The 16,028-nt window shown below is 47.0% G+C and carries 17 protein-coding genes; 13 read left to right on the top strand and 4 right to left on the bottom strand.

What is annotated here, in order from left to right:
* Positions 1-16: 16 nt before the first annotated feature.
* The 4 genes from AC6I8Y_RS10860 to AC6I8Y_RS10845 form a co-directional block, all read right to left on the bottom strand.
* A complete protein-coding gene (locus tag AC6I8Y_RS10860; RefSeq protein WP_252011722.1) occupies positions 17-754 on the bottom strand; it encodes an ATP-dependent zinc protease family protein in 738 nt (245 codons plus the stop codon).
* A 155-nt stretch (positions 755-909) separates the two neighbouring features.
* Positions 910-1,887 carry a tRNA 5-methoxyuridine(34)/uridine 5-oxyacetic acid(34) synthase CmoB gene (gene cmoB / locus AC6I8Y_RS10855; protein WP_234495590.1) on the bottom strand — a complete coding sequence of 326 codons (978 nt, stop codon included), beginning with the start codon at positions 1,885-1,887 and terminating at the stop codon, positions 910-912.
* Between the two features lie 80 nt (positions 1,888-1,967).
* Positions 1,968-2,696: a carboxy-S-adenosyl-L-methionine synthase CmoA gene (cmoA, locus tag AC6I8Y_RS10850; protein ID WP_128650740.1), complete on the bottom strand. Its 729-nt coding sequence runs from the start codon at positions 2,694-2,696 to the stop codon at positions 1,968-1,970.
* 118 nt (positions 2,697-2,814) lie between these two features.
* Positions 2,815-3,693 carry a DUF72 domain-containing protein gene (locus AC6I8Y_RS10845; protein ID WP_394151564.1) on the bottom strand — a complete coding sequence of 293 codons (879 nt, stop codon included), beginning with the start codon at positions 3,691-3,693 and terminating at the stop codon, positions 2,815-2,817.
* A gap of 255 nt (positions 3,694-3,948) precedes the next feature.
* Here AC6I8Y_RS10845 and aspS point away from each other — a divergent pair, with 255 nt between their 5' ends.
* The 13 genes from aspS to AC6I8Y_RS10780 all read left to right on the top strand — a co-directional run bounded on the left by aspS (position 3,949) and on the right by AC6I8Y_RS10780 (position 16,028).
* Positions 3,949-5,727 carry an aspartate--tRNA ligase gene (gene aspS / locus AC6I8Y_RS10840; RefSeq protein ID WP_394151562.1) on the top strand — a complete coding sequence of 593 codons (1,779 nt, stop codon included), beginning with the start codon at positions 3,949-3,951 and terminating at the stop codon, positions 5,725-5,727.
* A 262-nt stretch (positions 5,728-5,989) separates the two neighbouring features.
* On the top strand, positions 5,990-6,736 hold the full coding sequence (locus AC6I8Y_RS10835; RefSeq protein ID WP_498020175.1) for a YebC/PmpR family DNA-binding transcriptional regulator: 747 nt from the start codon (positions 5,990-5,992) through the stop codon (positions 6,734-6,736).
* Positions 6,737-6,749: 13 nt separating this feature from the next.
* A complete protein-coding gene (ruvC, locus tag AC6I8Y_RS10830) occupies positions 6,750-7,271 on the top strand; it encodes a crossover junction endodeoxyribonuclease RuvC (protein ID WP_042472000.1) in 522 nt (173 codons plus the stop codon).
* Between the two features lie 173 nt (positions 7,272-7,444).
* A complete protein-coding gene (locus AC6I8Y_RS10825; RefSeq protein ID WP_498020174.1) occupies positions 7,445-8,872 on the top strand; it encodes a methyl-accepting chemotaxis protein in 1,428 nt (475 codons plus the stop codon).
* Between the two features lie 80 nt (positions 8,873-8,952).
* Positions 8,953-9,570 carry a Holliday junction branch migration protein RuvA gene (ruvA, locus tag AC6I8Y_RS10820; protein WP_252011736.1) on the top strand — a complete coding sequence of 206 codons (618 nt, stop codon included), beginning with the start codon at positions 8,953-8,955 and terminating at the stop codon, positions 9,568-9,570.
* Between the two features lie 49 nt (positions 9,571-9,619).
* Positions 9,620-10,627 (top strand): Holliday junction branch migration DNA helicase RuvB, encoded by a 1,008-nt coding sequence (gene ruvB, locus AC6I8Y_RS10815; protein WP_252011737.1) that lies wholly within the window; start codon positions 9,620-9,622, stop codon positions 10,625-10,627.
* A gap of 524 nt (positions 10,628-11,151) precedes the next feature.
* Complete coding sequence (cydA, locus tag AC6I8Y_RS10810; protein ID WP_498020173.1) at positions 11,152-12,738, top strand: cytochrome ubiquinol oxidase subunit I; 1,587 nt, start codon at positions 11,152-11,154, stop codon at positions 12,736-12,738.
* Positions 12,739-12,753: 15 nt separating this feature from the next.
* Positions 12,754-13,890 carry a cytochrome d ubiquinol oxidase subunit II gene (gene cydB, locus AC6I8Y_RS10805; protein WP_446567579.1) on the top strand — a complete coding sequence of 379 codons (1,137 nt, stop codon included), beginning with the start codon at positions 12,754-12,756 and terminating at the stop codon, positions 13,888-13,890.
* A 12-nt stretch (positions 13,891-13,902) separates the two neighbouring features.
* The gene (cydX, locus tag AC6I8Y_RS10800) at positions 13,903-14,010 is read left to right on the top strand and encodes a cytochrome bd-I oxidase subunit CydX (RefSeq protein ID WP_000270284.1); all 108 of its coding nucleotides are present in this window, start codon (positions 13,903-13,905) and stop codon (positions 14,008-14,010) included.
* The gene (ybgE, locus tag AC6I8Y_RS10795; protein ID WP_498020172.1) at positions 14,003-14,305 is read left to right on the top strand and encodes a cyd operon protein YbgE; all 303 of its coding nucleotides are present in this window, start codon (positions 14,003-14,005) and stop codon (positions 14,303-14,305) included. Before cydX ends, ybgE begins: the two co-directional genes overlap by 8 nt.
* 184 nt (positions 14,306-14,489) lie before the next feature.
* Positions 14,490-14,909 carry a tol-pal system-associated acyl-CoA thioesterase gene (gene ybgC / locus AC6I8Y_RS10790; RefSeq protein WP_394151557.1) on the top strand — a complete coding sequence of 140 codons (420 nt, stop codon included), beginning with the start codon at positions 14,490-14,492 and terminating at the stop codon, positions 14,907-14,909.
* Positions 14,899-15,585 (top strand): protein TolQ, encoded by a 687-nt coding sequence (tolQ, locus tag AC6I8Y_RS10785; protein WP_252011743.1) that lies wholly within the window; start codon positions 14,899-14,901, stop codon positions 15,583-15,585. The genes ybgC and tolQ overlap by 11 nt, the downstream gene beginning before the upstream one ends.
* On the top strand, positions 15,585-16,028 hold the full coding sequence (locus AC6I8Y_RS10780) for an ExbD/TolR family protein (RefSeq protein WP_042472013.1): 444 nt from the start codon (positions 15,585-15,587) through the stop codon (positions 16,026-16,028). The genes tolQ and AC6I8Y_RS10780 overlap by 1 nt, the downstream gene beginning before the upstream one ends.

Genomic DNA, 16,028 nt, shown 5'->3' with positions numbered 1-16,028 from the left:
GTTATTTTAAAGAAAATTACTTGTTAGATGAAAGTATATATTGCTGACTAACATCAACTAAAGCAATATCTTTGATAAATTCTCTTCCTAGTAGTATAGGGTGGGTCATTTGTGAGCGATCTGCCAGTGTAAATTGTGCTTTTTCATGGATTTTTCCAACACGGATCCATAATTCCACCACAGCTCTGCGTTCCATTTTGTCGCTGGTGGATTGACGAATTTTAACATATCGAATAACCGGTGCTTCAATCCAACGGTTACTTTCTTTCTCGGCCTTTTCATCAACAAGTTTAAATTTCACCCATTGCTTGCCATCTCTTTCGAATGCTTGAATATCGCTCGCATTTAATGAAGAGGTGACTGCGCCAGTATCAACTCGAGCGTCAAACGTCTTATCGAGCGCATCTAAACGGACGCGTTCAACAGACCCAAGGACAACGGGAGTAGAGGAGAATGTAGTCGGTGCAATTACAGGGAGTGGCTTCGCTTGCTCTTCTTCTTGTTCTTCTTCACTGCCGTCTGCTTTGCGTAGCATCTCGACTTCTTTGGTAAGAGCGATAATTTCAGACTCTAAGCTATCGATATAGTCGGCGTTGTTGCTGATCTGAAGCGTTAGATTGGTCAGTCTATTGTCGAGGCGCTGCTCGGATTCCTGAATTGCGCTGATGGTGTTTTGATGAAGTTCTTGGTGATTGACGGTAGAACAACCTGAAAGTAGGCCGATGGCGACAAGAGGTGCCAAACGTTTGTACATCTTAAACCCTAAAAAACAATAAAGTGGAACTTGGAAGCGTTGATTTTATCGTAACCAATAGGGAGTGCGATACTCCCTATTGTCAGAGCTACGTCAGACTTATAAAAGTGATGTAAAAGCTGATGCATTAAACATCACTTTTTTTGACGTTAGGATTATTTGCTTGGATTTTCAGCCACTAAGATTGCGCGGCGTGGAGCAGGGTAACCTTCGACGGTTTTGCTAGGATCGTTCTGATCTAGGTACTCAGGAAGGGAGTTGTGTGTCATCCATCCTGTGGTGCGCTGCTCGTCTGTTGAGGTCACATTTTCATCGACAATACGTACGTTCACAAAGCCAACTTTCTCTAGCCACACTTTAAGTGCACGCGCTGAAGGGAAGAAGTAAACGTTACGCATTTGCGCGTAGCGATCAACTGGGACTAGCACTGCGTTCTCGTCACCTTCGATAACCAGTGTCTCAAGAACCAACTCACCACCTGCAACCAACTGGTTCTTAAGTTGAATCAGGTGATCTAAAGGAGAACGACGGTGGTAAAGCACACCCATGCTGAAAACAGTGTCAAACGCTTGAAGCTCAGGTAATTGCTCGATACCTAGTGGTAGAAGGTGGGCACGCTGGTCGCCACCCATCAGCTTACGAATTGCTTCAAACTGCACTAAAAATAGATGTGATGGGTCAATGCCGACACACAAGCGAGCGCCTTCACCCAGCATTCGCCACATGTGATAGCCGTTGCCACAACCAACATCCAATACTGAGCGGTTTTTTAGCGGAGAGATGTGTGGAAGCACGCGATCCCATTTCCAGTCAGAGCGCCACTCGGTATCGATATGGATATCGTGAACACGATAAGGGCCTTTGCGCCAAGGGTGGAAGGTACGAAGCAAGTTCTCAAGCTTCTTCATCTCACCGGTTGCCAGTGCGTCATTGTTTGCTAGAGAAACTTCACTTTTTAACTCAACGTTGTCCGGTTGACCTGCCGGAATTTTTGCAAGCGCGCGCAACCAACGATCAAAATCACCGTGCTCGGCATTCTGCCAGTCGGTCAGTTGCTGTGGCAGGATATTAAGCCAAGGCTGAAGCTTGGTATCTTGAGCGATAAGCTGATAGAAATTCGCAAAGTTAAACATGAAACTCTCTACTAATATTGGGTGTCGACGACTTGGAATACGGTGTCTAGCGCTGCTTAACTATCAGCAGCACTGAGATATTACTTAATGGCGAACATAGAGCCAAAGTTGAAGCATTGGAACCAGACTTCATAGCTAGTAAATCCAATCTCTTTAAATCGCTCTTTATGCACGTTGATCGAGTCTGGGCGCATAACATTTTCAATCGCGCTGCGCTTTTGGCTGATCTCGAGCTCGCTATAACCGTTGGCACGCTTGAAGTCGTGGTGAAGGTCGATAAGCAGTTCGTTTGAGCCTTCGTCTTCAAATACGTACTTCTCTGACAAGATCAAAATACCACCTGGGCGCAGACCCGCGTAGATTTTCTCTAGTAGTGTGCGGCGATCGTCTGGCGATAGAAATTGCAGAGTAAAGTTAAGCACAACCACGGAGGCGTCTTTGATCTCGATATCACGGATATCGGCTTCAACCACATTCACTGGTGTGTCTGAGCGATACGCGTTCACGTGTAGCTTGCAGCGCTCAACCATCGCCGAAGAGTTATCGACAGCGATAATCTGACAACCTTCTTGGGTGATATTGCGGCGCATCGATAAAGTAGCAGCACCGAGTGAGCAGCCAAGATCATAGATGGTTGAGTGGGGTTTTGCGAAACGCTCGGCGAGCATGCCAATTGCAGAAATGATGTTGCTGTATCCAGGCACACTGCGCTGAATCATATCTGGGAAGACTTCAGCTACTCGCTCATCGAAGGTGAAATCACCAATCTTGTCGATAGGAGCAGAGAATATAGTGTCTTTATTCTGCATGTTAAGGTTCCCCATTGCCGTTTATACGGACGCGATAAAAAAAGGCGCGCATTTTACGTCATTCGAGGAGAAATGTCATTACCGCGTTGAACCATACAAGATGACCTTGTTTTCGGGCCTAAAACATGGAGATCTGATGATCATCTCTAAGGCTCGGAAACGTCGGTATCTCAGCGAGTTCCAAATTCCCCAGTTGCGACTCTTTTAGCTGATTATAGAGCTTTATCGCCAGCTCTGGCGCTTCGACATTATCGGGCGTGTGGATCATTAAATAAGGTTGTTTACCTTCTGCTATCCATTGCGCGAGTTTTGTTTCCCATGGTTTAAAGAAAGCTAGGTTAGCGTCCATGTCTGGGTGCCCAATAAAACGAATCATTGGATGCGCCGCTGTAGAAATCGCATGTACAGGCACCTTCGGCTTTTTTTCATGGGCGTCTATGAGCGCTGGAGTATCTGGCTTGGCTGCAAAAACCGGACGTGAATCCATAATGATCCGGTCGATATGCTCTTCTATTAACCATTGATTAAACGCGCGCTCTTCATCGGATTTGTTGAAGAAGCCCAGATGACGAACCTCAACGCCTAACTTCATGTCTGAAGGGAATTTGGTACAAAACGCTTGCAGTGCGGGTAAATCGGCAGGAGAGAACTTGCTAGGCAACTGAATCGTCCACATACCAATCTTGTGATGCAGTGGCGCCATGACTTGCAAGAACGCCATTAACTCATCTTGGCATTGGTTTAGCATTCGCTCATGGGTTATCGCTTTTGGCAGCTTAAAGGTGAATCGAAAATCATCCGACGTGGCTTGATTCCAACTATTCACTGTTTTGGTACTAGGGGTGGCGTAAAACGTGGTGTTACCTTCAACCGTGTCAAACACAGAAGCGTATCGCTCGAGACGCTCAGCGGGCTTAGTTCCTTTGCCATAGAATGAGTGTTGCCAATCATTGTGTGACCACATGGTTAGCCCAAGTCGCAATTTCGGTTCACTCATTTCTAGTCCTTTAAAAGCCAATAAACAGAAGTCAGTAAATAATAGGATTTGTTGATATTTTATCCGTTTCAAGTGTTCTAGCGTAGCAACGGGCAATTAAACACAACAATTCTGTCAAATTAGGTCGATTTTAGACGATTTTCCGAGTATAAATGAACCTTTGATTTTGTGGGTGGATTTAGAATTGGCGACTTTTTTGTGCCATCACCCACAATATAGATTTCATATAAACAATCGGAAATTGGGAAATTCATTATGCGTAGCCATTACTGTGGTCACCTGAACAAGTCCCTTGCAGGACAAACTGTAGAACTGTGCGGCTGGGTAAACCGTCGTCGTGATTTAGGCGGTCTTATCTTTATTGATATGCGAGATCGTGAAGGTATCGTTCAGGTTGTTGTTGATCCAGATATGGCTGATGCTTATGAAGTAGCGAACCAACTTCGTAACGAATTCTGCATCAAGCTAACTGGTGAAGTTCGTGTACGTCCAGAGAGCCAAGTAAACAAAGACATGGCGACAGGTGAAGTAGAGATCCTTGCAAAAGGTCTTGAAATCATCAACCGTAGCGACGTGCTACCTTTAGACTTCAACCAAACGAATACCGAAGAGCAACGTCTTAAGTACCGTTACATCGACCTGCGTCGTCCAGAGATGAGCGATCGTATTAAACTGCGTGCAAAAGCATCTAGCTTTGTTCGTCGTTTCCTAGATGACAACGGCTTCCTAGACATCGAAACGCCAGTACTAACGAAAGCGACGCCAGAGGGTGCTCGTGACTACCTAGTACCAAGTCGTGTTCATAAAGGTTCGTTCTACGCGCTTCCTCAGTCTCCACAGCTATTCAAACAGCTACTGATGATGTCTGGTTTCGACCGTTACTACCAGATCGTTAAGTGTTTCCGTGATGAAGACTTGCGTGCTGACCGTCAACCAGAATTCACTCAGATCGATATCGAAACGTCATTCATGTCGGCTGACCAAGTACGTGAAGTGACTGAAAAAATGGTTCGCGACATGTGGCAAGAGCTACTGAACGTAGACCTAGGTCAGTTCCCAGTAATGCCATTCTCTGAAGCGATTCGCCGTTTCGGTAGCGACAAGCCAGATCTACGTAACCCACTAGAGCTAGTGGACGTTGCTGATCTCGTGAAAGACGTTGAGTTCAAAGTATTCTCTGGTCCTGCAAACGACGAGAAAGGTCGCGTAGCGGTTATCCGTGTACCAGGCGGCGCTAAATTGACTCGTAAGCAAATCGACAGCTATGCTGAGTACGTAGGTATCTACGGTGCTAAAGGTCTAGCATGGATGAAGGTTAACGACCGTGCTGCTGGCATGGAAGGTATCCAATCTCCAGTCGCTAAGTTCCTAAACGAAGACGTGATCAACGGTATTCTTGAGCGTACCAACGCAGAATCTGGTGACATCATCCTATTCGGCGCAGACAAAGCAAACACAGTTGCAGAAGCAATGGGCGCGCTACGTCTTAAGCTTGGTAAAGATCTTGAGCTTACTGATGAGTCTATGTGGGCGCCACTATGGGTTGTTGACTTCCCAATGTTTGAAGAAGATGACGAGGGTAACCTGCACGCAATGCACCACCCATTCACGTCTCCTCTTGGCATGACAGCGGAAGAGCTAAAAGCGAACCCAGCGGCAGCAAACTCTAACGCATACGACATGGTTCTAAACGGCTATGAAGTCGGTGGTGGTTCTGTTCGTATCCACAACGCAGAAATGCAAGCAGCGGTATTCGAGATCCTAGGTATCGATGCAGAAGAGCAACGCGAGAAGTTCGGCTTCCTACTAGACGCACTGAAGTTCGGTACGCCACCGCACGCAGGTCTAGCATTCGGTCTTGACCGTCTAGTGATGCTTCTATGTGGTACAGAGAACATCCGTGACGTTATCGCATTCCCGAAAACAACCGCAGCAGCGTGTCTACTAACAGACGCACCAAGCGCGGCAAACCCAGCAGCACTTGAAGAGCTTGCGATTGCTGTGACGGCGGCGAAAGAGAAGAAAGACGCTTAAGGTGTGACGTGGTCTTTTAGTTTGGTCGCGCGCTTTGAGTAGATTCCTGCCTGCGCAGGAATGACAAATCAACCATTGGCGTACTTAAAGTGGTCGTCATCCCTGCGCAGGCAGGGATCTTCTAACCACGAGCACCAAAACTCAATCCCAAGATCACAACATACCCAAAACTCCCGCACCCGCGGGAGTTTTTGTTTCTAAATTCTGTATAGTTATACCACTCTATAAATAGTCCAACTTCATAGAACTCAAAGGATTAACCATGGCAGGTCACAGTAAATGGGCGAACATTCGCCATCGTAAAGCAGCGCAAGATGCAAAGCGCGGCAAAATCTTCACCAAACTGATTCGCGAAATTGTCGTCGCGGCAAAAGAAGGCGGTGGTGAGGTTGATAACAACCCAAGACTTCGCGCGGCTATTGATAAAGCACTCTCAAACAACATGACTCGTGACACCGTCAATCGAGCAGTCTCGCGCGGTGCTGGTGGTGAAGGTGATGACAACATGGAGACCGTCATCTACGAAGGCTACGGACCGGGTGGCACAGCGGTGATGGTTGAATGTATGACAGACAATCGCAATCGCACGGTTTCTGGTGTGCGTCATGCTTTCTCTAAAGCGGGCGGTAACCTTGGCACTGACGGCAGCGTGAATTATCTATTCGATAAAAAAGGCGTCATTTCTTACGCTCCAGGTCTTGATGAAGACGAAGTAATGGAAGTGGCGCTAGAAGGCGGAGCAGACGATATCGAAACAGGCGATGACGGTGCCATTGACGTTTACACGACGCCAGCAGAGTTTGGTTCGGTAAAAGACGCACTCGATGAAGCGGGCTATGAAGCATCAAACGCTGAAGTGACGCTTGTTCCTTCAACGAAAGCTGATCTTGATGAATCCACAGCTCCCAAGTTACTGCGTCTTATCGATGCATTAGAAGATCTCGATGACGTCCAAGAGGTCTATCACAATGGTGATATCTCTGACGAAGTTGCAGCGACGTTAGAGTAATTAGCGAGAAACCATGTCTATTATTTTAGGAATTGACCCAGGTTCACGGATCACAGGTTACGGCGTCATTCGCCAGCAGGGTCGACATTTGCAATACCTTGGGAGTGGCTGTATCCGCACCTCAGAATCCGAGTTGCCGGGTCGATTAAAACAGATCTATGCGGGCGTGAGTGAGATCATTACTCAGTTTCAACCCGATGTGTTTGCCATTGAGCAGGTCTTTATGGCGAAAAACGCCGACTCTGCGCTTAAACTTGGGCAGGCTCGAGGCAGCGCAATTGTCGCAGCAGTGAATAATGACCTACCTGTCTATGAGTACGCGGCAAGGCTCATCAAGCAAGCGGTGGTGGGCACAGGTGGCGCGGACAAAGCTCAGGTTCAACACATGGTGATGGCCATGCTTAAGCTTCCCTCCAAACCACAGGCCGATGCTGCCGATGCTTTAGGTGTGGCAATTTGTCACGCCAACACCAATAAAACGCTCGTTGCTCTAGCAGGTAAGGCGACGGGTGCGAAGAAAGGGCGCTATCGTTAAGCGCGCGGATTTTGGTTTCAAGTGCTTACTGTCTTGGATACCGATAGTTTTAACGATAACCAGCCCACAGTTTTAGAGCCTTTTCTCTATTCTGCCTTGTTAATTATTTGTTAACTTCCTAATATTGGTCCGATGAGTGCGTCAAAGGACCAATAATAAGGAATAACAAGGGCATGTGGCATAACTTAATAAATACCCCTCAAGATCTCTCCCGAAACACATTACGCAAAGCGGAAATTACAGCTGTCTTCACCGTGGTTGCGTTAATCGTAGGCTTATACAGTGCCGTTAAATGGCAATCAAATGGACATGCGCTGCTGTTTCTTACTTCAGTACTGCTGGTTGCTATCGAGATAGTGGGTTTAGTTGTACTGCGCTTCACCAAGCAGATAACACTCGCGCTAAACATTGGCTTTCTTGGCATGGTGTTACATGCCGTCAACATCATCTATCAAAGCGGTGGCATCGTAGACTCAACTCAATCGTTTTGGGCGCCTTTGCTCATCGTTGCCTTTTACCTCTCTGCCTCTCGAGCGATGGCCCTGACTTGGAGCTTAGGGATATTAGTGGTCTCGGGTGTAATGACTTATCTCCACACGAGCGGTTATTCGTTTCCTACTATCTCGCTGTCTGAGTCAAAACAAAACGTTGAGATTTGGTCTGGAATGCTATTGCCGCTCTGTGTTATCTGCTTTGCCCAAAGCTTTACCGCGAAACAAAAAGAGAGCGCCATTAATCGCGCTGAAAAAGCGATGAAAGAAAGTGCTCTGCAAGCTGAAAAAGCGTCGCAAGGCGAAAAGCGCATGGATGGCATGCTGGTGGCAGTGAATGAGAGCGTTCAAGAGCTTGATGAAGTGATACACCAAGTGAACACCCAATCATCACAGCTCAACTCCAATGTTCAATCGCTGGGCATGAACAGCGCCTCGCAAGCAAGTGCAGCCGAAGAGATGAGCCAACAATTAGAGCAGCTCTCTTCGTTCACTCAAGAGTCGGTGAACTTTATGGTGCAGGTTATCGGACAAACCGACGCTATCAAACAGCAAGCCGAGAGCAGCTCAGAGATGTTGAACGCTTCCACCGAAGCCATTGCTAATATCGACAACAGTAACCAAAAAGTGGTGTCGGTGATTGAACTGATAACATCGGTTGCCGAGCAAACTAACTTGCTCGCTTTGAATGCGGCGATTGAGGCGGCTCGAGCAGGTGATCACGGTCGTGGTTTTGCTGTGGTGGCTGAACAGGTAAGAGAACTCTCTTCTAAGACCAGCAATTCCGTGGAAGAGATCCGCACGCTTATTAGTAATAGCCAGCAAGAGATCGACTCTGGTCAGCAGACGATTCAAACCACGGTGAAAGAGCTCAGCCAAATGATTGAACAGGTGCAAACCATCTCGACGGAAATCACCGATCTTAGCCATTTAGTGACTCAGCAGAATCAAGCTATCGGTGAACTTGACCAAGCAAGTAGCGATGTCGCGCGTTCTGTTACTGGCAGTAAATCCATCGCCGAAGATATCCAAACCATCAGTGAACAGCTCAATCAACAGATATCCGAAGGTACTGAGCTATCGGAGCGACTCCGCGCGGCAATGAGCTAATTTTTGCAGAGAATAACTGGATACCCATCCAGTTATTCTATATCCTAAGCCCTATTGCAACGAACAACGAGACATAGACTGTGATAGGACGACTGCGTGGCACGCTAATCGAAAAGCAACCCCCTGAACTACTGATAGAAGTTGGTGGAGTAGGGTATGAAGTGCAAATGCCGATGAGCTGTTTTTACGAGCTGCCAGAAATTGGTCAAGAAGCCATTATCTATACCCACTTTGTAGTGCGCGAAGATGCCCAACTACTTTATGGATTTAATACTGTTCGCGAACGTGCATTGTTCCGCGAAGTGATTAAAGCCAACGGCGTTGGTCCTAAGCTTGGTCTAGGTATCCTATCGGGCATGTCAGCAAGCCAATTTGTCTCTTGTGTTGAGCGCGAAGATATCTCTACTTTGGTCAAACTACCAGGCGTTGGTAAGAAAACGGCTGAACGTCTTGTCGTTGAGATGAAAGACCGCCTTAAAGGCTGGGGTGCAGGCGATCTGTTCACTCCTGCAACCGATGCAGCGCCAGTCGACAGTGTTGGTGCGATGGCAGCAGACAATGCTGAAGAAGAGGCGGTGAGTGCACTATTAGCACTTGGCTATAAGCCTACTCAAGCATCGAAAGTGGTTTCTCAAGTCGCGAAACCAGATATGACCAGCGAAGCGCTGATCCGTGAAGCACTGCGTGCTATGGTTTAATGACCAAGCGCTATTTTTAGAAAGACAGTGAGTGTAGAGAGACAGTTAGATGATTGAAGCCGATCGCTTAATCGCCCCAGAAAACCCAGTTTTCCGTGATGAAGACGTCATCGATAGAGCTATTCGTCCTAAGAAGCTGGCTGACTATGAAGGTCAGGAGCACGTTAGCGACCAGATGGAAATTTTCATCAAAGCCGCACAGCTGCGTAATGAAGCGCTCGACCACCTATTGATATTCGGGCCTCCAGGTTTGGGTAAAACCACGCTGGCGAATATCGTTGCTAACGAGATGGAAGTAAACATCCGTACCACGTCGGGCCCAGTACTCGAAAAAGCGGGTGACCTTGCGGCGCTGTTGACCAACCTCGAAGAGAACGATGTCTTATTTATCGACGAGATCCACCGCTTAAGCCCAATGGTTGAAGAGGTACTGTATCCAGCGATGGAAGACTACCAGTTGGATATCATGATTGGTGAAGGTCCCGCCGCTCGCTCGATCAAAATCGATCTACCTCCTTTTACGTTGATTGGTGCTACGACACGTGCAGGTTCACTAACCTCACCACTTCGTGACCGATTCGGTATTGTCCAACGCCTCGAGTACTACAAGATTGGCGACCTTCAAAACATCGTTCAGCGCAGCGCGCGTTGCTTGGGATTGTCTATGGACCCAGAAGGCGCGCTAGAAATCGCTCGACGTGCTCGCGGTACACCTCGTATTGCAAACCGTCTGCTGCGCCGAGTTCGTGACTATGCCGAAGTGAAAGGCAATGGCCATATCTGTGCCGAGATCGCGGACAAAGCTCTAAACATGCTCGATGTCGATAACCAAGGCTTCGACTACATGGATAGAAAGCTTCTGTTGGCGATTATGGAGAAGTTTTCTGGTGGCCCTGTAGGACTTGATAACCTCGCCGCCGCGATTGGTGAAGAGAAAGACACCATCGAGGATGTCATCGAGCCTTACCTCATTCAACAGGGCTACTTACAACGTACGCCTCGTGGTCGTATTGCATCCGACCGCGCTTATCTTCATTTTGGTATCGATAAGCAGTAATTCTCCTTATTTTTGAACGATTAATGAGCTGCATATTTGTAAAGTAATATTTCATCTATGCAGTGTCATATTCACGCCAGTTTTATTTCAATTTATTATCAAGTGGTGAATTCATTTTCACAACGCTGATGAAAAACGCTATAATCCATTGCCCCTAAAGGGGTATTGCCCTCCAAAGTGCCCGAAACTCACTCCCCAAATTAGTTACAAAAAACCACCAAACTTGATCTGCATCAATGTGATTAAAGATTGTACAATCGTCATTTCGTGTTTGTTGATATAAATCAAGGCAAAACCCTCAAATAAACCTTTTGAAACCGAATCAATTTACCAGTAATATTAGCCTCAGCTATATTAGCGCATGCTTAACAATTAACTAACCATTGAGGTACATTTTTGCAACAAGGATGACAATAAGCTCAACAATTTTAGCGGACGCTCAACAAGCTCAACCCCGCTTAAACATTGTTTCCTTTGCGCACTGATGTAGAGAGTGTCGTTTTGTCGGCACAAAAGGAGTTACCATGATAGACGTTGTTGATCTGTCGAGATTGCAGTTCGCAATTACGGCAATGTATCACTTCTTGTTCGTTCCATTGACTCTCGGTATGGCATTCCTACTTGCCATCATGGAGTCCCTCTACGTAATGACCAACAAGCAAATCTACAAGGACATGACCAAGTTCTGGGGTAAGCTGTTTGGTATTAACTTCGCACTTGGTGTTGCCACCGGTCTTACGATGGAATTCCAGTTTGGTACAAACTGGTCGTACTATTCCCATTATGTTGGTGATATCTTCGGCGCGCCTCTGGCGATCGAAGCCCTTGTTGCCTTCTTCCTCGAATCCACCTTTGTCGGACTTTTCTTCTTCGGATGGGATAGGCTTTCAAAACGTCAACACTTAGCGGTAACGTGGTTGGTTGCACTAGGTTCTAACTTCTCTGCACTTTGGATCCTTGTGGCGAACGGCTGGATGCAGCACCCAGTGGGCGCTGAGTTCAACTTCGAAACCATGCGTATGGAAATGGTCAGCTTCGCAGAAGTGGTACTAAACCCAGTAGCTCAGGTTAAGTTTGTTCACACAGTAGCATCAGGCTATACCACAGGTGCGATGTTCGTACTGGGTATCAGTGCTTACTACCTACTGAAAGGTCGTGACGTAGCATTTGCGCGTCGTTCTTTCGCGGTTGCGGCGTCTTTCGGTATGGCTTCCATCCTTTCTGTTATCGTTCTAGGTGACGAATCTGGTTACGAGCTTGGTGATGTACAGAAAGTGAAACTTGCAGCGATCGAAGCGGAATGGCACACAGAGCCAGCTCCAGCAGCGTTCACTGTGTTTGGTCTTCCAAACCAAGACAAGATGGAAACCGACTTCGCGCTTAAGATCCCATACGTAATGGGTATCATCGCAACACGCTCTATCGATACTCCAGTTCAGGGTCTACGCGACCTACGTGAAGAGCACGTTGATCGTATCCGTAACGGTATGTATGCGTACGAGCTTCTAGAAAAACTGCGTGCAGGTGAGCGTACAGATGCAAACCTTGCAGCGTTTGATGACGTGAAAGAAGACCTTGGTTACGGTCTACTGCTTAAGCGTTACACAGACAAAGTCGTCGATGCGACTGAAGATCAAATCCAAGCGGCTGCGGATGACTCTATCCCGACAGTTTGGCCACTATTCTGGTCGTTCCGTATCATGGTTGCGTGTGGCTTCATCATGCTATTCGTATTTGGTGCGGCATTCATTCAGACATGTCGTCAGAAAATTGAACAGAAAAAATGGATTCTTAAAGCTGCGCTATTCAGCATTCCACTTCCATGGATTGCAGTAGAAGCAGGTTGGTTCGTCGCTGAATTTGGTCGTCAGCCATGGGCCGTAGGTGAAATCCTGCCTGTACACGTCGCGGCATCAGCACTGACAGCAAGTCAGATCTGGACGTCACTATTCGCAATCATCGCTCTATACACGGTGTTCCTAATTGCAGAAGTTTACCTAATGGTGAAATTCGCGCGTAAAGGCCCAAGTAGCTTGAAGACAGGTCGCTACCACTTCGAACAAAACGTCGAAACGGTAGAGAACAAAGTTAGTCGTCAAGTAGAAGCGTAAGCAAGGAGAAAAAGAATGTTTGATTACGAAGTCTTACGATTCATCTGGTGGGTACTGATCGGCGTATTGTTTGCTGGTTTTGCTATCACCGATGGTTTTGACATGGGGGTAGGTGCGCTAGTACCTATCCTAGGTAAAACGGATACTCAACGTCGTGTGATGATTAACTCTATCGCACCACACTGGGACGGAAACCAAGTTTGGCTAATCACGGCTGGTGGTGCGCTATTTGCTGCTTGGCCACTGGTTTACGCAACGTCGTTCTCTGGATTCTACCTAGCCATGATCCTGACTCTAGCAGCGCTTTGGCTACGTCCAATCGGTCTAGATTACCGCTCTAAGCTAGAAGATAAAAAGTGGCGTAACGCTTGGGATATCGGTATCTCAATCAGTGGTTTCGTTCCACCGCTTATCTTCGGTGTGGCGTTTGGTAACCTGCTACAAGGTGTTCCATTCCAGCTAAGCGACTTTATGATGCCGACTTACCACGGTTCATTCTTCGGTCTGCTTAACCCGTTCGCACTATTGTGTGGTCTAGTGAGCTTGTTCATGATCCTGCTTCAAGGTTCCACATGGCTACAAATGAAGACCACAGGCGATATCCATACGCGTGCTCGTAATACAGCGCAGTTAATGGGTCTACTAACTGTTGTTGCTTTCGTTGGTGCGGGTTTCTGGATCCAAGGCATCGATGGCTACTTAGTAGTTAGCAGCATTGATGGCAACGCAGCGTCAAACCCTCTAGTTAAAGAAGTGGTTCGTGAAGCGGGTGCTTGGATGACGAACTTTGAGAAGTACCCACTGCTTTGGATTGCTCCAGCACTTGGCGTGGTAATGCCTCTTCTTGCGGTTCTTGCTTCTCGTCTTGAGAAATGTGCAGTGTCGTTCATTGCATCTTCTCTAGCAAACGGTGGCATCATCTTTACTGCTGGTTTTGCAATGTTCCCATTCGTAATGCCTAGCAGCATGAATCCAAACCACAGCTTGACCATGTGGGATGCGACTTCAAGTGAGTTGACTCTGAACCTAATGACAGCGGTAGCGTTTGTTATGGTTCCAGTAATTCTTAGCTACACAGCGTGGACTTACTACAAAATGTTTGGTCGTCTTGATGACAAGTTCATCGAAGAAAACAAGAATTCACTATACTAAGGAGCATTTAACATGTGGTATTTTGCTTGGATTTTAGGTGTTCTTCTGGCATGTGCATTCGGCATCATCAATGCACTTTGGCTTGAACACAGTGAGATGATGGACAAAGACAGTGAGTAAGCTTAACCAACAGTTAGAGCAGATTCACAAGCCGATGGATAAGGTGCTTTTACGCGCCTTATCACTGGTGCTTGGCTTTGCCAACGCGGGTCTATTCATGTGGAGTCCTGAGGACTATGACGCAGCCATCGGTGGCTTCGCCCCATGGTTAGGCTTAGTGTTCGTGCTATCGCTCTGTTCGAGTATGGTTTATGGCATCGGCTTCAAACCAAGGTTTTGGTTGTGGCAGTTGGTGTTCAGCCCATATTTATCGCTAACTGTGTTGAGTTACTTAACGTTAATGTACGTTTTCTAGGAAAAGCCCGAGCTATTGCTCGGGCTTTTTACTTTTTGAAACAATGAAATCCCCGTAATCGCTAATATCTTCATCAGTTAAGTGTAAATTTTGGCACTTTAATCAAAAATTCTTGTCAGCACTTATAACAATCACAATCACTTGCGTTATATTAGGGCGTAGATTTAATTAGGAAGTTATCAGTTTGTCTCAGTTATCATCGTATTTCGAATTCCCTGTGACCGTTTATTACGAAGACACGGATGCAGGTGGCGTCGTCTACCATTCGAACTATCTCAATTTCTTTGAACGCGCCCGTACCGAGCTACTTAGAAGCAAAGGTGTGAATCAGCGCGTGTTACTCGAAGAGCATACCGGCTTTGTGGTTCGCCATATGGATATTGATTTTGTCCGTGGTGCTCGCCTTGATGATCATCTCACGATAAAAACCTATATTTCTGAATTTAAAAAAGCATCGCTTACTTTTGCTCAAGAAATTGTTGACCAAGAGGGTGTGACAATTGCGAAAGCACTGGTTAAAGTGGCATGTATCGATAATGTTAAAATGAAGCCGAAGGCCATTCCTTCGTCTATCGTAGTGGAGTTAAAAGACAGTGACGGCTGATATTTCGTTTGTAGACCTCATATTAGAGGCGAGTCTACTGGTTCAATTAGTAATGCTGATTCTAATGGGGATGTCAGTCGTATCCTGGGCGATGATCATTAAACGCAGCAAAGTCCTGAAAGAAGCAACCAAAGAATCAGAAACCTTTGAAGACAAATTCTGGTCTGGTGCTGACCTTGCGCAGATCTACCAAGATGTGAAAAAGCGCAAAGACGATCTGTCTGGCACAGAAGAGATTTTTTACAGCGGCTTTACTGAGTTCCTACGCCTTCGAAAATCTAACGCGGATTCTCCAGCCTTTATCATGGAAGGGACAGGACGCTCGATGCGCGTTGCGGTTTCTCGCGAAGTAGAAGAGCTAGAAACTAACCTGCCATTTTTGGCAACCGTTGGCTCAATCAGTCCATACATCGGTCTGTTTGGTACCGTGTGGGGTATCATGCATGCGTTTATCGCTCTGGGCGAAGTGAAACAGGCAACGCTTGCCATGGTAGCACCAGGCATCGCAGAAGCACTGATCGCAACGGCAATGGGTCTATTCGCTGCAATTCCAGCAGTAATGGCTTACAACCGCCTAAGCAACAAAGTCAGTAAGCTTGAGCACAACTACGCGACCTTCTCAGAAGAGTTCCACAGCATCCTGCACCGACAAGCAATGGCAGGTAGGGAGCAGTAATGGCGGGCTACCAACCCAAAAAACGCAAGCTCACCTGTGAGATCAACGTCGTACCTTACATCGACGTTATGCTTGTGCTGCTTATTATCTTCATGGTGACGTCGCCTTTTATTACTCAAGGTGTCGATGTTGAGCTGCCAAAAACGTCTACCGCCAAGCCAGCCTCTGAGCTAGCAGGCGACACAGACGCAAGCTTCATCATCGTTGAAGTCGACCGTGATGGAAATTTAGGACTAAGCGTGAATAACGAAGACGTTCAACGCGGTCTTAGTCTGCAAGATATTATCGTACGAGTCCGTGCTGAGCTTTCTATTAATCCTGACTCGCCGGTCGCGGTGGGTGGTGATGCAGCGACCCCTTATGCTGAGGTGGTATTGCTGCTGGATGAATTAAGCCGCGCAGGTATTCCAAAGGTTGGCTTGTTAACGGACATAAGGGAATAG

The organism is Vibrio sp. KUL78 (genome assembly GCF_059725505.1).
Note: the sequence above shows the minus strand (reverse complement) of the source record. Positions and strands in the feature narration are given on the sequence as shown.